At 70.1% G+C, this 21,735-nt stretch carries 19 protein-coding genes; 5 read left to right on the forward strand and 14 right to left on the reverse strand.

Annotated elements, in window-relative coordinates; all coding sequences use genetic code 11:
* Nucleotides 1-119 precede the first annotated feature (119 nt).
* Together FH608_RS49470 and sigJ are read right to left on the reverse strand one after the other, a co-directional pair.
* Entirely contained in the window at nucleotides 120-998 is an 879-nt protein-coding gene (locus FH608_RS49470) for a sigma-70 family RNA polymerase sigma factor (protein ID WP_139638174.1), read from the reverse strand.
* An 82-nt stretch (nucleotides 999-1,080) separates the two neighbouring features.
* On the reverse strand, nucleotides 1,081-1,968 hold the full coding sequence (sigJ, locus tag FH608_RS49475; RefSeq protein WP_139638175.1) for an RNA polymerase sigma factor SigJ: 888 nt from the start codon (nucleotides 1,966-1,968) through the stop codon (nucleotides 1,081-1,083).
* Nucleotides 1,969-2,042: 74 nt separating this feature from the next.
* Here sigJ and FH608_RS49480 point away from each other — a divergent pair, with 74 nt between their 5' ends.
* Nucleotides 2,043-2,495 (forward strand): nuclear transport factor 2 family protein, encoded by a 453-nt coding sequence (locus tag FH608_RS49480; RefSeq protein WP_139638176.1) that lies wholly within the window; start codon nucleotides 2,043-2,045, stop codon nucleotides 2,493-2,495.
* 47 nt (nucleotides 2,496-2,542) lie between these two features.
* Nucleotides 2,543-3,088 carry a YceI family protein gene (locus FH608_RS49485; RefSeq protein WP_139638177.1) on the forward strand — a complete coding sequence of 182 codons (546 nt, stop codon included), beginning with the start codon at nucleotides 2,543-2,545 and terminating at the stop codon, nucleotides 3,086-3,088.
* Nucleotides 3,089-3,303: 215 nt separating this feature from the next.
* Here the strand turns inward: FH608_RS49485 and FH608_RS49490 are convergent, their stop codons facing one another.
* From FH608_RS49490 to FH608_RS49535, 10 genes are all read right to left on the reverse strand, one after another.
* On the reverse strand, nucleotides 3,304-4,188 hold the full coding sequence (locus tag FH608_RS49490) for a carbohydrate ABC transporter permease (RefSeq protein ID WP_139638178.1): 885 nt from the start codon (nucleotides 4,186-4,188) through the stop codon (nucleotides 3,304-3,306).
* Entirely contained in the window at nucleotides 4,185-5,102 is a 918-nt protein-coding gene (locus FH608_RS49495) for a carbohydrate ABC transporter permease (protein ID WP_226900616.1), read from the reverse strand. The genes FH608_RS49490 and FH608_RS49495 overlap by 4 nt, the downstream gene beginning before the upstream one ends.
* 98 nt (nucleotides 5,103-5,200) lie before the next feature.
* Complete coding sequence (locus FH608_RS49500; RefSeq protein WP_139638180.1) at nucleotides 5,201-6,562, reverse strand: ABC transporter substrate-binding protein; 1,362 nt, start codon at nucleotides 6,560-6,562, stop codon at nucleotides 5,201-5,203.
* Nucleotides 6,563-6,738: 176 nt separating this feature from the next.
* Nucleotides 6,739-8,907, reverse strand: a complete 2,169-nt coding sequence (locus FH608_RS49505; protein WP_139638181.1) for an alpha/beta hydrolase — start codon at nucleotides 8,905-8,907, stop codon at nucleotides 6,739-6,741.
* 183 nt (nucleotides 8,908-9,090) lie between these two features.
* Nucleotides 9,091-10,107: a LacI family DNA-binding transcriptional regulator gene (locus FH608_RS49510; protein ID WP_139638182.1), complete on the reverse strand. Its 1,017-nt coding sequence runs from the start codon at nucleotides 10,105-10,107 to the stop codon at nucleotides 9,091-9,093.
* 237 nt (nucleotides 10,108-10,344) lie between these two features.
* Nucleotides 10,345-11,367 carry a C-terminal binding protein gene (locus tag FH608_RS49515; RefSeq protein WP_193319079.1) on the reverse strand — a complete coding sequence of 341 codons (1,023 nt, stop codon included), beginning with the start codon at nucleotides 11,365-11,367 and terminating at the stop codon, nucleotides 10,345-10,347.
* Nucleotides 11,354-13,114: an IlvD/Edd family dehydratase gene (locus FH608_RS49520; protein WP_139638183.1), complete on the reverse strand. Its 1,761-nt coding sequence runs from the start codon at nucleotides 13,112-13,114 to the stop codon at nucleotides 11,354-11,356. The genes FH608_RS49515 and FH608_RS49520 overlap by 14 nt, the downstream gene beginning before the upstream one ends.
* Nucleotides 13,114-14,484, reverse strand: a complete 1,371-nt coding sequence (locus FH608_RS49525; RefSeq protein ID WP_139638184.1) for a glucose-6-phosphate dehydrogenase — start codon at nucleotides 14,482-14,484, stop codon at nucleotides 13,114-13,116. The genes FH608_RS49520 and FH608_RS49525 overlap by 1 nt, the downstream gene beginning before the upstream one ends.
* Before the next feature lie 264 nt (nucleotides 14,485-14,748).
* Nucleotides 14,749-16,569, reverse strand: a complete 1,821-nt coding sequence (locus FH608_RS49530) for a glycoside hydrolase family 15 protein (RefSeq protein ID WP_139638185.1) — start codon at nucleotides 16,567-16,569, stop codon at nucleotides 14,749-14,751.
* A 249-nt stretch (nucleotides 16,570-16,818) separates the two neighbouring features.
* Nucleotides 16,819-17,496, reverse strand: coding sequence for a sulfotransferase family protein (locus FH608_RS49535; protein WP_139638186.1), 678 nt, complete (start codon nucleotides 17,494-17,496; stop codon nucleotides 16,819-16,821).
* A 115-nt stretch (nucleotides 17,497-17,611) separates the two neighbouring features.
* Between FH608_RS49535 and FH608_RS49540 the strand changes: the two genes are divergently transcribed.
* A complete protein-coding gene (locus tag FH608_RS49540; RefSeq protein WP_139638187.1) occupies nucleotides 17,612-18,241 on the forward strand; it encodes a TetR/AcrR family transcriptional regulator in 630 nt (209 codons plus the stop codon).
* A gap of 99 nt (nucleotides 18,242-18,340) precedes the next feature.
* On the opposite strand, the gene FH608_RS49545 is transcribed toward FH608_RS49540, so the two are convergent.
* Entirely contained in the window at nucleotides 18,341-18,970 is a 630-nt protein-coding gene (locus FH608_RS49545) for a TetR/AcrR family transcriptional regulator (RefSeq protein WP_226900620.1), read from the reverse strand.
* Between the two features lie 83 nt (nucleotides 18,971-19,053).
* Here FH608_RS49545 and FH608_RS49550 point away from each other — a divergent pair, with 83 nt between their 5' ends.
* Nucleotides 19,054-19,998: an aldo/keto reductase gene (locus FH608_RS49550; protein WP_139638188.1), complete on the forward strand. Its 945-nt coding sequence runs from the start codon at nucleotides 19,054-19,056 to the stop codon at nucleotides 19,996-19,998.
* A 454-nt stretch (nucleotides 19,999-20,452) separates the two neighbouring features.
* Here FH608_RS49550 and FH608_RS49555 read toward each other — a convergent pair whose 3' ends face one another.
* Nucleotides 20,453-21,058: a TetR/AcrR family transcriptional regulator gene (locus FH608_RS49555; protein ID WP_139638189.1), complete on the reverse strand. Its 606-nt coding sequence runs from the start codon at nucleotides 21,056-21,058 to the stop codon at nucleotides 20,453-20,455.
* Nucleotides 21,059-21,174: 116 nt separating this feature from the next.
* On the opposite strand from FH608_RS49555, the gene FH608_RS49560 reads away from it, so the two are divergent.
* Entirely contained in the window at nucleotides 21,175-21,735 is a 561-nt protein-coding gene (locus FH608_RS49560) for a hypothetical protein (RefSeq protein ID WP_139638190.1), read from the forward strand.

Below are 21,735 nucleotides of genomic sequence, written 5' to 3' on the forward strand. Positions count from 1 at the left end.
GTCCGGTGAGTGCACATGAGCGCTTCCCGGCCAGGGCCGACAGATCCCGTTGAGGACCACAAGGTCAGTCAGCCGATGGGTCAGACCCTGCCGGGAAGCGCTCATCTACATCATCACTGTCAGCCGATGAGGCCGGCCAGGTCCAGGCCGGGCAGGCGGTCGTGGTCGGCCAGGATGTCGATCGCGACGATCCGGCCGCCGGCGATGACGAAGCTCATGACCGAGACCGGCCGCCCGTCGATGGTGTTGACCAGGCCGGCGACGCCGTTGACCAGCGCGGGGTGGCCGACGGCCGCCGAGACCTGGCGCCGGAAGGACGCGGCCTGACCGGCCACGGCCGCCGCGCCGCGCACGATCTGCAGGCCGACGCCGGCGTCGGCGCGCAGCACCACGTCGGGGTCGAGGACGGCCAGCAGCCCCTCGAAGTCGCCGCCGCCCGCGGCGGCCAGGAACGCGTCCACCACCCGGCGCTGGGTGGCCAGGTCGGGGTCGGGGCTCGGGGTGGCGCCGCGGACCCGCTGGCGCGCCCGGCTGGCGAGCTTCTTGGCCGTCGCCGGTGTCCGGTCCACGATGGGCGCGATCTCGTCGAACGGCAGGCCGAACATGTCGTGCAGGACGAACGCCAGCCGCTCGGCGGGCGTCAGCGACTGCAGCACCACCAGCAGCGCCAGCCCGACGGAGTCCGCCATCACCGCGTGCTGCTCCGGGTCGACGGCGTCCTCGCGGCTGACCACCGGGTCGGGCAGGCGGTCCTCCAGCGGCTCCTCGCCCCGTACCTTCCTGAGGCGCAGCATGTCCAGGCACACCCGGCCCACCACGGTGGTCAGCCAGCCGCCGAGGTTGTCGATGTCGTCGGCGTTGGAGCGGGCCAGGCGCAGCCACGCCTCCTGGACGGCGTCCTCGGCCTCCGTCAGCGAGCCCAGCATGCGGTAGGCCACGGCCTTCAGGTGGGCGCGGTGGTCCTCGAACTGGACGGCCAGCACATCATCAGGGTTCACGGTCACGTTTCCTCTTCCTCAGGCCACTCGTACAGCTGACGGATCAGACCCGGAAAAGGTGACATCAGCCACTGCGTGGCACTCAGCCGTCGAGGACGGCCAGGTCGAGCCGGGAGAGGCGGTCCTGGTCAGCGACGGCGTCGATCGCCACGATCCTGCCGTGCGCGACGGTGAACCCGATGACCACGAGCGGCCGATCCCCCAGGGTCACGACGGCGCCGGCCGCCCCGTTCACCAGGGCCGGCCGTACGACGCCAGCGGGCTCGTGGAACCGCAGCGCCTGGGCGGCGACGTTCGCCGCGCCGCAGACCACCACGGACGCGTCCGGACGCGCCGTCCCCCCGTCCGAGCGCATCACGACGTCAGGGTCGAGGAGCGCGACGAGCGCGTCGAGGTCGCCGCCGCGCGCCGCGGCGTAGAAGGCGTCGACCACTTCGCGCTGGCGGCCGACGTCGGGCTCGGGGGCCTGGACCTCGGCTCCCCGCACCCGGCGCCTGGCCCGGCTGGCGAGCTGCCTCGCCGTGGCCGGGGTCCGCCCCACCATGGGGGCGATCTCGTCGAAGGGCAGGTCGAACATGTCGTGCAGGACGAACGCCAGCCGCTCGGCCGGGGTCAGGGTTTCGAGCACGACGAGCAGCGCCAGCCCGACCGAGTCCGCCAGCAGCGCCTCGTCCTCGGGATTCGTCCCGTCCGCACGGGTGATGACCGGATCCGGTACGTGGACGCCCATGAGCTCCTCGCGCCGGGTCCTGCGCGAGCGCAGCACGTTCAGGCACACGCGGGCCACGATGGTGGTCAGCCAGGCGTCGAGGCTCTCGACGCCTTCGGCGTTCGACCGGCTGGCCCGCAGCCACGCCTCCTGGACGGCGTCATCGGCCTCCGCCGGCGAGCCGAGCATCCGGTAGGCGACCGCCCGCAGGCGCGTCCGGTTCCTCTCGAAGCCCTCCGCGAGCCATTCGGACTCCGTCATCGGTCACATTCCTCCGCTGCTAGGTGTCACCTGGGTGACCCCTCCCAACCATCTGATGTGACAAGGAGAGACTGATGCGCGATATTTCGGTCATAGCGGACCGCGTCGAGATAGAGGCGCTGCGTGGCGAGTTCACCGACGCGGGGACGCTGCACGACTGGGACCGCTTCGCGGCGCTGTTCGCGGAGGACCGCGCGTGGCGGATGCCCCACATCGGTGTCGCGTTCGTCGGCCGCGAGGAGATCCGCGCCGGGCTCGAACGGCTGCAGGACCTCTGGGACTTCTTCGTGCAGACGGTGCACCCCGGCATGATCCGGCTCGACGGCGACACCGCGACCGGCCGCGCCTATGTCGCGGAGTTCGGTCGCATGCACGACGGCGACTCGCACCTGAACTACGCCATCTACCACGACCGCTACCGGCGCACCTCCGACGGCTGGAGGTTCGCCGAGCGCGTCTACGAGGTCAGATACCTCGACACCACCCCGCTGCCCGGCTCGGCGCCGGCGTCCGCACACATGTCATGACCGGCCCTGAAGATCGACGACCTCTTCCCTTCCTGGAGTGAATCACCATGACGACCATGACCGGGCTCGGCGAGCTGACCGGCGACTACGTCCTCGACACCACCCGTACGCGGATCGGGTTCGTCGCCCGGCACACGATGGCCACCAGGGTGCGCGGGCACTTCGACGCGTTCGAGGGCGGGGCGTACCTCGACGGCGACGACCCGTCGAAGTCCAGCGTCCGGCTCACGATCCAGGCGAACAGCATCCGGACGCGCAAGCGGCAGCGCGACGGCTACCTGCGCGGCAAGTTCCTCGACACCGACCGGCACCCGGCCATCACGTTCGCCTCGACCGAGGTGAGGCAGGCCGGCGAGGCCGCCTACCAGGTCACCGGGAACCTCACCATGCGCGGCGTGACCAGGCCGGTCACCGTGGACTTCGAGCTGACCCGCGCCGAGAAGGACCGCCACGGCACCGTCCGGGCCGGCTTCCGGGGCCGGGTCACCATCGACCGCAACGACTGGGGCGTGAACTGGAACGCCGCGACCACGGTCCTGGTCAGCCCGGAGGTGATGCTGGAGCTCGACGTCACCGCCGTCCGCCGGTCCTGAACGGCGGCGGGACGGGGCCGGCCGCTCACGGTCTGCGCGCCTTTCCGCCCGTCGTGCCCGGCGATTTCAGTCCGCGATAGGCGGGTCGGTCACCTCGGCGAGCCGGTCGCCGTTCGCGCGCCGCGCACAACGACCCGGATCGCCGCGATGACCAGAGCCGCTGTGCACCCACCGCCTGGCGTTCAACCCGTGGTCCCGGTAGGGCCGATCCCGGCCTACCTCAGGCCGCCGACGGACAGCCCTCCGCGCCAGTGTCGCTGCAGGCTGAAGAAAGCGATGACGAGCGGGATGACCGACATGAGCGCACCCATGATGATGAGGCTCCAGAGGGAGGTGCTGCCGGCGTTGTTCGCCGACGCGATTCCCTGCCAGAGGCCGAGTCCGACGGTGACGGGGAAGAGGCGGTTGTCGGAAAGCATGGCGAGGGGCAGGAAGTAGTTGTTCCAGGAGGCCACGGCGGACAGGAGCAGCACTGTGACCACGGCAGGCCGCATCAGCGGGAATGCGACCTGGAGGAACGTCCGTATCTCGCCCGCGCCGTCGGCCCGCGCGGCGTCCAGGATCTCGTCGGGAACGGCGTCGCGCGCGTATACGTGCATCAGATAGACGCCGAACGGGTTGAGCAGTGACGGGAGGATCACCGCCCAGACCGTGTTGGTCAGGCCGAACTCGGAGAACATCATGAAGGTGGGAATCACCAGGGCCGTCGCCGGCACCATCAACGCGCCGAGCACGAGTGAGAAGCTGAAGCGCCTGGCTGCGAATCGGTACTTGGCGAATCCGTAGCCGGCCATGACGGCCAGGATCGTGGCGCCGACCCCGCCCGCGAGCGCGTACAGCGTGGAGTTGAGTATCCACCTGCCGTAGATCCCGTTGTCGTAGGTGAACAGCTGCTCGAGGTTGCCGAGGAAGTCGATGCGGTCGGCGAACCACAGGGTGTTGCCGCCGCCGAACAGGCCGGGTGCGTCCTTGGAACTGTTGACGATGACCCACCAGAACGGTACGAGAAAGTACACGACCAGGAAGCCGAGGAGCACCTGCAAGGGCAGATGACGCTGCGGCCGGCGGCGGGCGCCGGCGCGAGAGAGGTCACTCGTCACAGGAAACTCCTCCGCTTGCGGGTGAGGAACAGGAAACCGTAGACGCCGACGAAGACGACCCCGCCGAGAGCGAAGGAGATCGCCGATCCGTAGTTGAAGTTCGCGAGCGCGAATGCCTGCTGATATGCGTACATGTTGGGGGTGAAGTCCGGCCCGATGGTGCCGGCCGCGAGGGATCGCAAGATTTGTGGTTCGTTGAAGAACTGCAGGGTGCCGATGAGCGAGAAGACCAGGATCAGGAGCAGCGCGGGGGCGATCAGCGGAATTTTGATCCGGAGCGCGATCTGCCATTTGCCGGCGCCGTCCATGCGGGCGGCCTCGTAAAGTGCCGGGTCGATGCCCTGGAGCGCCGCGTAAAGGATGATCATGTAGTAGCCGGCCCACTGCCAGGTGACGATGTTGACCAGGCCGTAGAAGATCAGGTTGCTGCCGAGGAAATCAGGCGGGGTGGCACCGAACAGACCGAAGAGGTCGGTGAGCGGCCCGAAGCTCTTGCTGTACAGAAACCCCCACATGACGGCCCCGATGACCGTGGGGATCGCGTAGGGGAGGAAGATCATGAGGCGGGAGAAGCGACTGAACAGGGAGGTGACGGCGTCCAGGATCAGGGCCAGCGCGAGCGCCATGATGATCTGCAGCGGGATGGAGACCAGCGAGAAGCGGATGACGAACCATGACCCCGAAATGAAACTCGGGTCGGTGAACGCTTTCACATAATTGTCGAGGAAGACGAAGCTGGTGCCACCGATCAGTTTCTTCTGGAAAAGGCTGAGGTACAGCGCGTACGCGAGTGGCGCGATGAGCAACGTGAGGAAGACGATCCCGAACGGCCCGACGAAGAGCCACCCCATCACGTGCTCACGGAGGCGCACCTTGCCGCGCATCCTGTGCGTCCTGTCTTGGGTGCTTGGCACACTTTTGTCGATCATGAGGGTCAGCCTGGGCTCCGGGATGTCGATGTTGGGAGATCGCGGGTGGGCCGGCCGGTGTGAGGACGGCCCACCCTTTTCCGTCACTGAACGGTGAAACCTTGCTCTTCGGCGTACTTCGCCACGTCCTCCTGAAGCTTGTCGGCAGCCTGCACACCGGTGACTGAGCCCTCGATGAGCGCACTGACCTGCTTCGTCATGGCGTCGAAGTAGAACTGGCCGAACGGGCTGTAGGTGACGCCCTGGTAAGCGTTCGCCGCAGGGACGTAGACCTCCTTGTTTGCCTGCTGGCCGTCGAAGAAGGCGACCTTCAAGTTCACGAACTCGGGGTCGTTGAGCGCCTTGAGGTTCAGCGGGAAGATGATCTGGTTGGTCCAGCCGTGGGTGAGCGACTCCTTGTCGGCATAGAGGCCGTACGCCGCCTTCGCCGCGAGTTCAGGGTTCTTTGCCTGGCTCGTCACGGAGAAGGCGGACCCGCCCCAGTTCACCTGTACCGGATTGTCGGGATCCCATTGCGGGAGCGGCGCCACCGCGAACTTGCCGGTGTCCTTGCCCTTGCCGACGCCGGCACCGGTGAGGTAACCGGGCGCCCAGGCCGCCGAGACGTACGTCGCGTACTTGCCGTTGATCACGCCGGAGATGTACTCCGGGGTGAACTGGTCCTGCGTCCCGACCAGCCCCTTCTTCGCGAGGCGCCCCCAATAGTCGAGCACGTCCTTGGAGGCCTGGTCGTTCAGCTTGACGCCGATCGAGCTCTGCTGCGCCGGGTCGTAGGTGAACGGGGCTGCGCCCTTCTGGATCTGCAGCGCCATGGTGAGGGCCGACACGTTCGCGGCGAAGTCGCCGAATGCGGGACCGCCCGCATCCTTCATCTTCTGGGCCGCCTGCTCGTACTCGGCCCACGTCTTCGGCGGCGTGATGTCGTACTTCTTGAAGATGTCCTTCCGGTAGATCATCGCCATCGGGCCTCCGTCGACCGGCACGCCGTAGACCGCGTCACCGACCGAGACGTCCTTCCACGCGCCCTCGCTGTAGTCGGCCTTGACGGCGTCGAAGCCGTACTTCTTGATGTCGACGAGCGCGCTCTGGATCTGGAAGGTCGGGATCCGGTCCATCTCGATCATGATGACGTCAGGCGCGCCGGTTCCAGCAGAGACGGCCGTCTGGAACTTGTCGTACTCGTCGCTGCCCTGGCCGACGTTGGTCCAGCAGACCTGCACCTCGCCGTTCTGCTTGTTGAAGTTGTCGACGACGAGCTGCATGTTGGGGTACCAGCCCCACATCGTCACGACCGGCAGGTTCTTCTTCGGGATCGTGTTCGTGCAGTTGCTGGCGCCGCTGCCGCTCGTGGTGGTCGCGCCCCCTCCCCCGTCGGAGGAGCAGGCGACCAGCGCGGTCGTGGCGGCGAGCATGGCCGCCGCGGCAGAGAGCCGTTTCTTGTTCATTTGCATATTTCCCTTGGGATCGCGGCGCACGTACGTTCATGCGCCGCCGTTGGAACCGAGCGATCGGCTGGACGGGGCACGGGTGACGCGACCCGTGCCCCGCCCTTCGCGCCGAACCCCATGTGAGCGCTAACACAGCCCGCGTCCGGCGGCGAAGGCCGGGCGGACGGGCACGCCTAGCGCTTGAACAGGCGTGGTGCCAGGTCGATGAGGTTCTTCTGCCACACGTCCCAGCCGTGCGGCCCCGGGGTTACTCCGTCGAACTCGTAGCGGATGCCGAGGTCGTTCAGGGTGGTCAGGGATGCCATGAACGACTGGTGGACGAAGTCCGTCTGGTCGCCGACGTACAGGCGCAACAGCTTGGTCCCGTTGTTGATCGCCTCCGCGTCGACGCCCGCGCCGCTGCCGAAGCCGGCCGAGAACGCCGCGACGTAGGCGAACTGGCCCGGATGGGCCTTGAGCATTCCGAACGTCTGCCCGCCTCCCATCGACAGGCCGGCGAGAGCCTGCTGCGACGGGTCGCTGGAGACGTGGTACCGGGCGCGGGCCGCCGGAATGATGTTCTCCAGCAGTTCCTTGTTGAAGTCGGACACGTTGCCGTTGCCCATCACGACCACCATCGGCACCAGGTTCCCGTCCAGGAAGTGGTGGTCGAGGATTTGCGCGGCGCGGCCCATCTCGATCCAGTCCGTGTAGCTCTGGCCGCCACCATGCTGGAGGTAGAAGACGGGGTACGGCTCCGCGCGGTCCGGGTCATATCCCGGCGGGGTCCAGACCAGCGCGGTCCGGTCCTGGTTCGCGACGGTGCTCCGGTACGTCAGGCTCTCGACCTTTCCGGCCTTGTCGGCGGGAACGTCGGTGAGCAGGCGCGCCTCCTCTCCGTTGACGAGGAAGGTGCTCCACATCGGCTCCGAGGTAACCTTCGTCGGGTTCGACACGTCCTTGACCGCGACCCGGTCCACTATCAGCCGGTAGTAGTAGAACCACGGGTCGAGCGGGCCCACGGTCGCGCGCCACCGATCGCCCGCACGGGTCAGCGGGACCCGCAGCCAGCTCCCGTTGGGAGCCCAGTTCGCCCACACCGTGACGTGCTCGGCGTTCTGGAAGTCGGTCGTGGTCTCGAAGGTGACGAAGCCGTCCTCGGTCACGAACGGCGTCGGGGTGGTGCCGGGCGCCGGCGGGGTGAACTCGCCCTTCAGCCGCCCGTGACCGGCGCTCGGCCCGTGGTCCGACACCTTGCGGAACAGCCGCGGCACGAAATCGATCAGATTCTCCTGCCAGGCGTTCCAGTTCGCCCCGGCGTCGGGGTTGACCCCGTCGAATTCGTACGCGATGCGCGCGCGGTCCAGTGCCTTCGTCAGGCGGTTGGTCGCGTTGTACGCGGGGTCCGTCACGTTCCCCGTGTACAGCCGCAGCAGCTTGACGTGGCGGTTTATCGCGTCCGCCCGGCCGCCGCCATCCGTCAGGAGACCGGAGAACGAGCCGGCGTAGGCGTACTGCCCCGGGTGGGTCAGGGCGGCACGCAGCGCCTGCGTCCCGCCCTCGGCCACACCGGCGATCGCCTGATGCGCCGGGTCGCGATGGACGCGGTAGCGCTCGGCGACCGCCTTCCGGAGGTCCTTGTCGTCGCCCGGCCCGTTGCCGCCGCTGATCACGACCACCATCGGCTCCATGGCCTTCTGGACCGACAGGTTGTCGAGGATCTGCTTGGCCCGGCCGAGGTCGAGCCAGTCGGTGGCGCTCACACCGTCGCCGGACCGCAGGTACAGCACCGGATAGGCCATAGGGCCCTCGGCCGCGTATCCCGGCGGCGTCCATACCAGAGCCGACCGCTCCTGGTGCTTGGTCCGGTAGGTCAGGGTTTCGACCTTGCCGCCCTGCCCCTGGGGGACGTCTGCCAGCAGGCGCGCCGCGTCGCCCGGCACGAAGAAGGTGCTCCAGTGGGGTTTGGACGCCACGCCGGCGCCGTTCGTCGGATCCTTGAGGCTCTTGGTGTCATCACCCGTGACCTGGTAGGAGTACAGCCCGGGCTTGAGCGGACCGAGGACCCCTGACCAGACGTCGCCCCGGCGGGTCAGACCGAACTCCGCCCAGGTGGAGGAAGGGCCGAAGTTTCCCTCGATGACGACCTGGGACACCGGGCCCACACTGGCCTCGACGGAGGCCGCCGGAACGCTGAAGGACGCGTAGCCGTCCTCGGAGACATTCAGCCACGGCGTGTCCGCCACCGCCGGCCGCGGCGCGAGCAACACTGCGGCGATCGCCATGACGCCGGCGGCGATCGCCGCTGCGAGCCTGAGCCCGCTCTGGGCGCCTGACCTGCCGTGATAAGGTAAAGAAGGCATGCGAAAACTCCCCTTGATGGCTGGCCACGGTTGATGCCCGAATGGCCGGCCTGATTCATGCGGTGGATCGTTTGTGGTTGGTGTTCGCACCTCCCATCCGTCGTGGGGTCAGCTGCCCACCTGACGTTCGTTGCCCCGAACGTCAGGTGCGGTGAGACGCCGCACCTGTCGGTGGCGTCACGATCACATAGGGTTCCTCGGTTCCGCGGTGGAGCCGCGAACCACCAGGCGGGTCGGAAGCACGATCTGGTGGGGCCCCTCCGAGTCGCCGCACACCAGCGACTTGAGCATGCGCGCGGCCTCGTACCCGAGCCGGTACATCGACTGGTCCACGGTGGTCAGCCCCGGCTCGACCAGCGCGGACTCCGGGATGTTGTCGAAGCCGACCACCGACAGGTCGCCGGGAACCCTGAGCCCCAGGTCCTTGGCGACCTCCAGAACCTTCAGCGCCATTCCGTCGTTCGCGGTGAAGATCGCCGTCGGACGGTCCGCCCTGTCCAGCAGCTCCCGCGCTAGTGGTGCCGCGGACTCAGGGTTGAAGTCCCCTCTCGCGATCAAACCAGGATCGACGGGAACGCCGGCTGCGGCCAGCGCCTTGCGGTAACCCTCCTCGCGCGACCATGCGGCCGCCAGGCTGGACCGGCCCGCGATGAATCCGATGCGCCGATGTCCCAGGTTGAGGAGATGCTCCACCACCACGGTGGCACCCGCGAGGTTGTCGGCCGTCACCGACGGCACCGTCGAGTCTCTTGCCGGATCGATGACCACGACCGGAGCACCGCTCCTTACCTCGCCCGAAGGCGTGACGACGATGCACCCATCCGTGAGCGTGCCCGCCAGGCGGGCCAGATGCCGCTGCTCCCAGCCCTCGGAATAGGTCCCGTAGAGATCGCTGTTGGCGTAGATGATCAAGTCGAAGCCCGACTGGGTCAGCGCGTCCATCACCCCCTTGAGCACCTCGGCCGTATACGACTGAAAGCTGTGGGTCACCAGGCCAAGGACATTGGTGCGGCTGCGCCGCAGGCTCGTCGCCACCAGGCTCGACTCGTAGCCGAGCAGCTCGATGGCCGAACGGACCTGTGCGATGGTGCTCGGGCTGACGCCGTAACGCTCATTGACCACCCGTGACACAGTCGCGGTGGAGACGCCCGCTAGTCGTGCGACATCGCTCATCGTCACCGGCGCAGCGCCTTCGGCCATGACGCCCTCACATGTTGCAATCGTTATCGGTTACGTTTGCAGCGCAAACGTAGGCGATGACGATTGCAGAAACAAGACCTTTTCGGACGGCCGTTCATCAGGTATAGACATTGGCCGGATCATGCGATCCGGCGAGGTGCCGGCGGCGTCCGACCCACACTTTCCGGGCATTTGGCCGCCACTAGAAAATCGGACAGGTTTCATCCCGCCGCCCGGAGATCATCGGCTCGGCGTGGCCTACCCGGGCTCCTCGGGGAGGGAGCCGGCCGTCACGTCGTTGACCGGGTGGCGGGCGCCCTGCCCGGTCAGGACCCGTACGGCCTCCTCCGCGGCGATGCGCCGCACCGTCGTGATGGCCTGCTCGGAGTAGTAGGCGGCGTGCGGTGTGACGATCACGTTGGGCAGCGCGAACAGGGGGTTGCGCGGCAGCCAGTCGCGCTGCTTCGCGGGCTCCTCCTCGAGGTCGTCCAGTGCCGCGCCGGCGATCCATCCCTCTGTGAGCGCCTGGTGCAGCGCCGCGTCCTCCACGATCGGGCCGCGCGCGGTGTTGACGAGCACGGCGGTCGGCTTCATCCTGCGCAGCGTCGTACGGTCGAAGGTGTGGTGCGTCTGCGGAGTGAGCGGCGCCTGGATCACGAGGTAGTCGGAGCCCTCCACGAGCTCGTCGAAGGACACCGGCCGCGCCTGGCGCGACAGGATCTCGGACTCGTCGACGAACGGGTCGTGCGCCCAGACCTCGACGCCGAACGCTCTCGCGCGTTCGGCGACGAGCTGCGCGATGGCGCCGAAGGACAGCAGCCCGAGCACCCGTCCCCGCAGCCGCCAGATCGGCTGCCCGCTCTGCCACTGCCATTCGCCCAGCCGGGTCGCCCGGTCGTACACGCAGATCTTGCGGGCGGCGGCCAGCCAGAGCGCGACGGCGTGATCGGCGACCTCGTCGGCACACCATTCGCTCGGCGCGTTCGTGACCTGGATGCCCCGCCGGGTCGCGGCGTCGACGTCGACGATGTCCACGCCGGTGCCGAAGCGGGCGATCACCCGGCAGCGGGTGAACGCGTCGATGGCGCGGCAACCGACCCGCACGTACTGGGCCAGGACCCCGTCGACGTCCCGGCCCAACTCGATCACCTCGTCCTCGCTCTTGCACTGCGCGGCGAGAAGCTCGAACCCGGCGCCCTCGACGATCGGGCGTTCGATGTCCACGTCGCCGAAGTCGGAGTCGGCGATCATGATGGTGCCCCTGGCATCAGTGCGAGTCACGCGGGATTCCCTTGGTGTGTACGAGGTCCTGGTACGAGAGGGCGAGCTCCATGCAGCCTCCGCTGTCGAGCTGCCCGACCGTGGAGCGGTAGATCTCCTGCCACGGTGTCTGGTTGTCGAGTGCCGGCGGCGTGTGGGCGGCCCACCGGGCGGCGATCTCCTCGTCCGGCAGGAGGAGGTCGACGCGCGCGTTGTCCAGGTCGATGCGGATGCGGTCGCCGGTCCGCAGGATGGCGAGGTTGCCGCCGGCCGCGGCCTCGGGGCTGGCGTTGAGGATGGACGGCGCGTCGGAGGTGCCGCTCTGGCGGCCGTCCCCGAGCGTGGGCAGCGTGGTGATGCCGCGCTGGAGCAGCGCGGCGGGCACCTCCATGTTCACCACCTCGGCCGATCCCGGGTAGCCGATCGGCCCGGTGTAGCGGATGACGAGGATGCAGTCCTCGTCGAGGCCGAGGTCGGGGTCGTCGATGCGGGCGTGGTAGTCCTCGGGCCCGTCGAAGACGACGGCGCGGTAGTCGGACACCGCTCGCGGATCGCCGGTGAGGACCGAGGTCTTCATGACCGCGGAGTCGAACAGGTTGCCCGTCATGACGAGCAGCCCGCCGCGCGCGGCGAGCGGGTCGTCGAAGGGGCGGATGACGGTCGGGTCGACGGGCGGGGCGTCGGCCAGGTTGCCGGCCACGGTGCGGCCGGAGACGGTCATGGCGTCGCCGTGCAGGCGCCCGGCCGTCAGCAGCGACCACATGACGGCGGGGACGCCGCCGGCGCGGTAGAAGTCCTCGCCGAGGAACTCACCGGCGGGGGCGACGTTCGCCAGCACCGGGATGCCTGCGCCGACGCGCTGCCAGTCCTGGATGGACAGCGGCACCCCCACGTGGCGGGCGATGGCGTTGATGTGGACCGGCACGTTGGTCGAGGCGGCGATGGCCGAGGCGACCGCGATCGCGTTCTCGAAGGCCGCCTGGGTCATGATCTTGCGCGGGGTGAGGTCCTCCCGGACGAGGGCCACCGCCCGGCGGCCGGTCTCGTAGGCCATCTGCGCCCGCTGGCGATAGGGGGCCGGGATCGCCGCGCAGCCGGGCAGCGACATGCCCAGGGCCTCGGCGAGGCTGTTCATCGACAGCGCGGTGCCCATGGTGTTGCAGTGCCCGACGCTGGGCGCGGAGGCGGCCACGCGCGCCATGAACTCGTCGTAGTCGATCTGCCCGGTGGCCAGCAGCCGCTTCGACTGCCAGATCACCAGCCCCGAGCCCGAGGAGCCCTCCCGCTGGCCGTGGTGGTAGCCGTTGAGCATCGGCCCGCCGGACAGGACGATCGCCGGGATGTTCACCGTCGCCGCCGCCATCAGGCAGGCGGGCGTGGTCTTGTCACAGCCCGTCGTCAGGACGACGCCGTCGAGCGGGTACCCGTAGAGCACCTCGACCAGCCCGAGGTAGGCGAGGTTGCGATCCAGCGCGGCGGTCGGGCGCTTCCCGGTCTCCTGTAGCGGGTGGACGGGGAACTCCAGCGGGATGCCACCGCCGTCGCGGATGCCGTCCCTGACGCGGTCGGCGAGGGCGAGGTGGTGGCGGTTGCAGGGAACGAGGTCGCTCCCCGTCTGGGCGATGCCGATGATCGGCCGGCCGGACTGGAGCTCCTTCGCGGTCAGCCCGAAGTTGAGGAAGCGTTCGAGATACAGCGCCGTCATCTCCGGATTGCCCGCGTTGTCCCACCAGGCCTGGCTGCGCAGGGACTGCTTCGTCGGCGGCATCAGCTCCCCCTCACTGCGGCCGGCCCGTCCGATCCGGCCGGGTATTCGACGAGCGGCACCAGGTTCCCGGACCAGGCCGACATGACAGGTGCGAGGACCCGCCAGGACTCCTCGGCCTCGTCGCCGCGGATGGACAGGGCCGCGTTCCCGTGCAGCACGTCCAGCAGCAGCCGGCCGTAGGCGGGCAGGTCGGGGGCCGCCGGTCGCGCGGTCAGCACGAGCGGGGCGAGAGTGTGGGCGCCCGCGCCGGCGCCGGTCAGCGCCAGGGTCATGCTCTCCGGCTCCAGCCCGAAGCGCAGCACGTTGGGCGAGGCCTCCTCGCCGAAGCCGGAGGGCAGGTGCGGGACGGGCCGGAAGCGGACCGCGACCTCCTTGCGGTCACGGCCGAGCGCCTTGCCGGTACGCAGCCGGAACGTCGTACCGGACCAGCGCCAGCTGTCGAGCTCCAGCACCACCTCGGCGAAGGTCTCGGTGCGCCGCCGCGGGTCCACGCCGTCCTCCTCGGCATAGGCGGGAACGTCGCGATCCCCGATGCGGCCGGCCGCGTATCGGGCCCGGCGGGTGCGGCGCACGACGTCGTCGTCCGTCAGGGGGCGAACCGAGCGCAGCACGTCGATCTTGCGATCGCGCAGGTCGCGCTCGCCGAGGCTCAACGGCGGCTCCATGGCCACCAGGCACAGCACCTGGAGCAGGTGGTTCTGCACCATGTCCTTCAGCGCCCCGGCGCCGTCGTAGTAGCCCGCCCTCCCCTCCAGCGCGAGCGACTCCTCCCAGACGATCTCCACCTCGGCGATGTGCGCGCTGTTCCACAGGGGCTCCAGCACCCGGTTGGCCAGGCGGCTGCCGAGCACGTTCTGGACGGTCGTCATGGCCAGGAAATGATCCACGCGGAACACCGCCTGCTCCGGCACCACCTCCGACAGCAGCCGGTTCAGCGCCACGGCACTGTCGAGGTCCTCACCGAACGGCTTCTCCAGCACGATCCGGCTGCCCGCCACCAGGCCGGCGTCCCGCAGGGCGGCCACCGTACCGGGGAAGACCGCTGGGGGCAGGGCGAGGTAGACGGCGGCGGGACCGTCGCCTTCGATGGCGGACGCCACGTCGGTGACGTCGGTGGCGTCCGCCCGCACGTAGCGGGCGGGCTCCGTGATCGCCTTCCTGGCCGCGGCGGGCGAGGAGAGATCGTGCCGGTCCAGCTGCTCGGCCGCCCAGCGCCGGAAGTCGTCGCGGGTCCAGTCCGCCCGGTCCACGCACGTCAGCTGGAAGCGGTCGTCGAGGTGCCCGGCGGCCCGCAGGGCGGCCAGCGCCGGCAGCAGGTAGCGCGCGTTGAGGTCGCCGGTGGCGCCGAAGACGACGAGCCGGTTGATCACGCTGTCACGCCCGCCCTCGCTCGTACGGGCGCACCGGCGGCGACGCCGGCGACCGCGGGATCGGGCCGTCCGGCCGGAGGACGCGGCGAAATGGCGGATCTGGATCGAGCATGCGGATATCCCCCGCTGAGCAGGCACGGTGCATCGGTCATGGGCGAGCGCCCGGACGGCCGATGACTGGCCTACCCCCGCCGCAACGCAGGGTAAACGCCGAACTCCACCAAGTCACCGTACGGCCGCGCCGGGCGCCCGATCAGGGCGCGTTCACGCCCGCCTCGCCCGCGCGAGGGTGACGCCGCTGGCGATGACCCCGATGTGGCTGAACGCCTGCGGGAAGTTGCCCATGAACGTGCCCGTCGCCGGGTCGATCTGCTCCGGGAGCAGCCCGAGCGGGCTGGCGCGGGCGCACAGCGAGACGTACAGCTCCTCGGCCTGGTCGACGCGGCCTTGCAGAACGAGGTTGTCGACCAGCCAGAAGCTGCACAGCAGGAACGCGCCCTCGTCGCCGGGCAGGCCGTCGGGCGAGTGGTCGTGCAGGTAGCGGTGGAGCAGGCCGTCGCCGGCGGACAGGCGTTCGGCGATGGCGCTGGTGGTGGCCGCCATCCTCGGGTGGTCGGCCGGGACGACGTGCCGCAGCGGGAGCGCGAGCAGGCTGGCGTCCAGGCTGCCGCCGCCGTCCAGGTGCTCGCTCAGGCACTGCGCGTCCTCGTCCCACGCCTGCTCCAGGATGAGCCGGCGCAGCTGGTCGGCGGTGGCACGCCAGCGCGCGATCGGCCCCGACAGGTTGAGCCGCTCGCCGATCGCCGCCGCCCGGTCCAGCGCCACCTGGCACATCCCGGTGGAGTAGGTGAAGACCCGGCCCGGGCTGCGTACCTCCCAGATGCCCTGGTCGGGCTGCTGCCAGGAGGTGGCGGCGGTGTCGGCCAGGTCCGCCAGGCCGCTCCACAGCGCGGGCTGGATCTCGCGGCCCGAGCGCAGCCACTGCGCGGCGCAGTCCATCACCTCGCCGTAGACGTCGTGCTGGCGCTGGTCGGCGGCGCCGTTGCCCCATCGCACCGGACCCGAGCGCCGGTAGCCCTCCAGGCCGGTGTCCTGGATCTCCTCGGGTACGGGGTCGCCTTGCAGGGTGTACATGATCCGCGGCCGGCGGCTCTGCTCGAAGGCGTCGAGGACCCAGCCGAGGAATGCGTCGGCCTCGCCGCAGAAGCCGATGCGGCGCAGCGCGAACACGGCGTAGGCGGCATCGCGGATCCAGGCGTAGCGGTAGTCCCAGTTGCGGACTCCGCCGATCGGCGCGGGCAGCGAGGAGGTGGGGGCGGCGACCAGCGAGCCGTTGACCCAGTCGTCGCAGAGTTTCAACGTGATCGCGGCCCGCCGGACCAGCGGCTCCTCCGGGCCGTCGTAGCTGCAGTCGCTCATCCAGCGGCGCCACGCCTCGGCGGTGTCGGCCAGCAGCGCCCCGGGGTCGAACCGGTGGTGGCGGTGGATGCGCCCCCACGACAGCACCAGGTCGAGCCGGTCGCCCTGCTCCAGGTCGTGCACGGTGTCCAGGCCGGTCAGGGGACGGTTGGAGCGCAGGTGCAGGCGCAGGTCGGGCCGCCGGGACGCCTGCACCTCCAGACCGCTCGCCCGGAGCTGGCCCTGCCCGCCGCCACGGGGCCGCAGCTCCGCCCGCAGGCGGACGGACCCGCTGACGACCTGGGCGGACCGGACGAGCTCGCTCCTGCTCGCGCCCGCGTCGTCACCGAGGTCCGCGCCGGCGCGTACCGCCAGCGCGTCGGTGATCCTGACCAGCCCGGTCGCGCTGCGCAACTCGGTCACCAGCACCGCGGTGTCGGGCTCGTAGCGCTGCCGCGCTTCCCGCAGGTCCTCCACCGTCAGCGTGAAGTGCCCGCCCCGAGCATGATCCAGCAGGCCGCACAGCAGGGGCTCGCTGTCGAAGCGGGGCAGGCACAACCACGGGATCGAGCCGTCCAGCCCGACCAGCGCCGCGGTGGTGCCGTCACCGATGAGGCCGAAGTCCTCCAGCGGCAGGTAGCCGTCCGGCCTGCGGACGCGGCGGAACGGCGGATCTGGATCGAGCATGCGGAATTCCCCCGCTGAGCAGGCACGTTGCATCGGCCACGGGCGCGCCCTGACGGCCGATGACTGGCCTACCCGCACGACCTCGCCGGGTAAACGCCGCTCTCCTTCCAGGATGCGCAGGTACGCGGCGCCTCCACCGGGCAGCGGGCACCCGAGGCGGGGTGCTGGACGAGATCCGGATTCAGCCCCGAGCGGGAGGAGGGCGACGGCCGCGTGTCCCCCTGACCGGCATCGGACGCCGCGCCGGGATCACCGGCTGTCGATACCGCTGATCCGGGCCTGCACCTGGGCCGTGGTGTTCTCGTGGGGGAACGGCTCGTCGGGAATCGGGAGGTCGAGCGCGGCGCACAGCGGCTCCCAGCCGTCGGCGGGCTGCCATTCCAGCAGCCGGTGGGCCGGCACGGTGGCGCGGACCTCGGCGAGGTGCCGGTCGTAGGCCGCGATGACCTTGTCGCGGTCGTCGAGGTCGTCGAACACGCCGCCGAACAGCGCCCGGATCATCTCCTGCATGGCGCGGGCCTGCTCGGGAGTGGCAGTGGCGAGAATCGGCGGCAGGTTGCCGGTGGCGTCACCGTCAGCGCTCGCCAGGCGGCGTACGCCTTGCAGCAGCGTTCGGTCCATGCTCTGGTACCAGCGCTCGGCGCTTTCCCGCCGGGACAGCAGCACCAGCGCCTCCGGGTATGCGGCGGTCAGGTCGCGCCAGAACCACGACACCGGCCAGTCCACCCCAGCCGCGTAGTCGGCGAAGAACCGGTCCCAGTCCGGCATGGCGCCGGCGCAGGCGTCGCGCCAGATGACGGCGTCCGCCGGCCGCCCGAACACCTCCTCCATGTGATAGCAGGGCGCCCCGAGCAGCCGCTCCAACGCCCTCTTCAGCGACGTCGTCCCCGTACGCGGAAACCCCGCTCCCACGACTCGCAAAGTCATACCGAGCCCTTCCTCTCGCGTATGCCTACCGGCCGGTCAGTAAGCTACTTGCTGACCGGCCGGTAAGCAAGGGGGTAAACTCTGCCGAAAGCTGAACCAGGAGCAAGGAAGAGCGATGGCGGAGAGGGAACGGGCGACGGCCCTGCGGCGCAGGGGCAGCCAGAGGCGGGCCGACATCCAGCAGGCCGCGCTGTCGCTGTTCACCGAGCGCGGCTACGACGCCACCTCGATGCGCGAGATCGCCGAGCACATCGGCATCACCAAGGCGGCGCTCTACTACCATTTCGACAGCAAAGAGGCGATCATCCTCAGCCTCTTCCAGGAGAACATGCACGAGCTCGACGACCTGCTGGACTGGGCCGAGCGCCAGCCGCTCACCCCCGAGCTGTGCTCCGACTTCCTGGGCCGCTGGATCGCCCATGGTGCCAGGCAGGGGCTGCGAACCATGCGGTTCGCCGTGGCCAACCATGCCGCGCTGCGCACCGTGCTGCCACTGCGGCAGGGAGGCCCGCTGGAACGGGTGGACCGGGCGGCACAGCTCCTCCTCGGCCCCGGCGCGCCGCTGCATGACCGCCTGCGCGTCCGCATGGCCCTGCTCAGCGTGCCCAACGCCGTGCTGGCCGCCCGGGGCACCGAGGCCACGGAGGACGACATCCTCGCCATCGCCGCGCAGGAGGCGACACTGCTGGTCGGCAACCTGTTCCCGGCCCCGCGGCTCCCCGTCCCCGAGCAGGCCCCGGAGTAGGCCCGGAGTAGGCCCTGGAGCAGGCGCGGAACAGGGCGGCCGGTTCCCCGATCGCGTCCTGGGGGCGGCCCGGAAACCGTCGTTCGCCGGCTCCGCCGATCACGGGTCCGTACCCGCACCCGCTCTCGGACGCAGCGCGTCGGTGAGGAGGTCGAGCAGGCGGTCGACCCGCTCCTGAGGGGCGCCGGCCGTGATGGCGAGGAACACGCCGACGAGCATCGTGGTGACGTCTTCGGCGTCGACGTCCGCGCGGAGGGTGCCCGCCACGGCGCCCCGTTCGAGGAACGCGGCGACCGTGACGGTGACGCGTTCCCGCGACGGGGGCGCGATGCGCCCGGAGGCCAACCCGGCGCGCAGCGTCTCCATCATCCCGCGCTTGGTGGCGACGAAGGCGGCGTAGCGGCCCATCCAGGCCCGCAGGGCGACGTCGGCGGGGTGCTGGTCGAGCAGGGTGGGGACGATCGCGGTGACGGCGTCGAGCTCAGCGGCGTAGACGGCCTCGACGAGGTCCTCGCGGGTGGGGAAGTGGCGGTACAGCGTCCCGATGCCGACTCCGGCCTGGCGGGCGATGGCCTCCAGCGCGACCGGGCCGTCGGATGCCGCGAAGGCGGCCTGGGCGGCGGCGATGAGCTTGTCGCGGTTGCGTCGCGCGTCGCGGCGGACCGGCCGGTCGGCGGGATCGGGCGGGTCCGGCGGGATTCGGGGCGGTGGCGTTACGGGCCGGCTCAAAACGGAGGGACCTCCGGTAGTGCTACGTTAGATGTAGCGGAGGCTCCTCCGCTTCGGTCATTCTCTCATGAGAGCAGGTAACCATGACCCCCGATCCCGTCCCCGCCTCCGAGGGCGCTCCCGCCGGAGCCCCGCGTCCCGGCGGCCTCGGCGAGCTGGCCGGCCGCACGGTTTCGCGCGTCGGGTACGGCGCGATGCAGCTGGAGCGCCTGCGGGACGACCGCGGCGCCGCCGTCGCCCTGCTGCGCCACGCGATCGACCTCGGCGTCGACCACGTGGACACCGCCCAGTTCTACGGCAACGGCTTCGTCAACGACATCATCCGCGAGGCGCTCCGGCCCCAGGACGACGTCCTGATCGTCAGCAAGGTCGGCGCCGTCTCGGACCCCGGCGGCCCGCGGGCGCTGCGTCTGGCGCAGCGGCCGGAGGAACTGCGGGCCGGCGTCGAGGAGAACCTCGCCACGCTCGGGCTCGAGCAGGTTCCGGTGGTGAACCTCCGCCGCATGGATGCCGGGATCACGATCCCCGTCACGGACGACCAGGTGATCGACCTCGACGACCAGCTCGCGTCGCTGATCGCGCTGCGCGACGAGGGCAAGATCGGCGCGATCGGGCTGAGCAGCGTGACCGCCGACGTCCTGCGACGCGCCCTGCCGGCGGGCATCGTGTGCGTGCAGAACGACTACAGCATCGTGGCCCGCGACGACGAGGACGTGCTCCGGCTGTGCGAGGCGGAGCAGATCGCCTGGATGCCCTACTTCCCCCTCGGCGGCGCGTTCTCGTGGAGGGCGAAGGTGACCGACGAGCCGGCCGTGATCGCCGCCGCCGAGCACCTGGGGTGCACCCCGGCGCAGGTCGGCCTGGCCTGGCTGCTGCACCACTCCCCCCGGACGCTGCTCATCCCGGGCACCGCCGACACCCGCCACCTCGAAGCGAATCTGGCGGCGGGCGCGATCACCTTCGACGAGAAGACCCTCGCCGCACTCGACGAGATCCCGACACGCCCCGTCCACCGCCCTGACCACTGACGACCCCGACCGGCCCTGCCGGCTCGACGGCGGCCCACCGGCCGCACCCCGACCGACCCGGCACCGCGCCCCCGCCACCGCCGCCACGGCCAGCGGTCGTGCCGGCTCGCGCCGCCGGTCCCTGGGGTCACATGAGATCTTGACGGCCTCTGGCGCAGGCAGGATTCTCAGTGCTGAAGATCCAGCGAATCAGGTAGGAGACAACCATGCGTAAGCTGCTCCTCGTTCTGCTCGCCGCCGCTGCCACTCTGGGGCTCCTCGCTGGAACCGCTTTCGCGGAGACGGTCGGCACGTTCGTCCACATGACCTGACATTTCAAGGTTCAGGCGGTCGTGCCCGCATCCGCTGTGCGAGCACGACCGCCTGTCATGTCGTGGAACCATGGCCCCGGCGACGTCGCGGTTCACCCCTCCGCCGACCGCGCCTTGCCATGTGAGTGCGCTGACCGGCGCCTTCAGGCCCCCGCCGGTTCGGTGTCGGTGGCGGCGTACACCTGCAGGAGGCTCTCGACTCCGCGCAGGAAGGTCTCGCAGACCAGCGCCGGGTCGAACAGGCAGCCGGCGGCCATGGCGCCGTCGCGCATCATCACGAAGTGGCGGGCGGCGGGCTCGGCGTCCGACTGCCGGATCCTGGCGAGCAGTTCCGTGACGGTGTCCAGGAACCACTGGCGGTGGGCGAGCACGGCCTGGCGCACCGGGGACTCGGGGGCGGGATATTCGGCGGCGGCGTTGAGGAAGGCGCATCCCCGGAAGCCCTCGGACTGGATGCCCTGGGCGATGGACCTGCTGAGGGCCCGGACGGTGTCGGGGGCCGGCAGCCCGGCGGCGATGGCCTCGTCCGCCTGGCTCCGCATGGCCCGGTCGACCTCGCTCAGATAGGCCAGGACGAGGTCTTCCTTGCCGGGGAAGTGCCGGTAGAGGGTGGCCCGCGTCACCTGCGCCTCCGCGACGATGCGATCGATGCCGACGGCGTGGATGCCCTCCGCGTAGAAGAGCCGGGTGGCCGTGGTGAGCAGCCGGGATCGCGCTTCGGACGGCCGGCCTTCGGATTGGCTGCGCATGCCGTCATCCTAATAGGTAGAACGTTCGGTCTTGACAGCCCGCGTCGAGGATTGCCATGCTCTAGCGAGATAGAACGTTCTGTCTCGCATGAGCGAGGACTCCTGAAAGGATCATCATGACCACCATTGCTGCTTCGCCCGGCGTCTCCGGGACCGCGTCCGTGCTGCGGCGGCTGTACTTCGTCCGGTTCGCGTTCGCCATCGTCTGGGCCCTGGTGATGTTCACGACCGCCGCGACACTGGGCCCGGTCGCGGTCGCTCTGCTCGTCCTCTACCCGCTGTTCGACGTGGCCGCCGCCATCATCGACGCCCGCGCGTCGCGCGCCGGCGGATCGCCTGCCCTGCTGTACGTGAACGTCGCGGTCAGCCTCGTCACCGCCATCGGCGTGGCCATCGCCTGCATGTCCGGCATCCCGGCGGTGCTGCGCGTGTGGGGCGCCTGGGCAATCGTGGCCGGGCTGGTCCAGCTGATCGTGGGCGTCACCCGCCGCGCGATGGGCGGCCAGTGGCCGATGATCCTCAGCGGCGGCATCTCCGTCCTCGCCGGCGCCTCGTTCGTCCTCGGCGCCTCCGCGCCGAACCCGACGCTGGTCAACGCGGCCGGCTACGCCATCCCCGGTGGCATCTTCTTCCTCATCTCGGCCTGGCGTCTCGGCCGCGCCGCGAAGGCACGCTGA

This window comes from Nonomuraea phyllanthi, from assembly GCF_006334985.2.
Classification (GTDB): Bacteria; Actinomycetota; Actinomycetes; order Streptosporangiales; family Streptosporangiaceae; genus Nonomuraea; species Nonomuraea phyllanthi.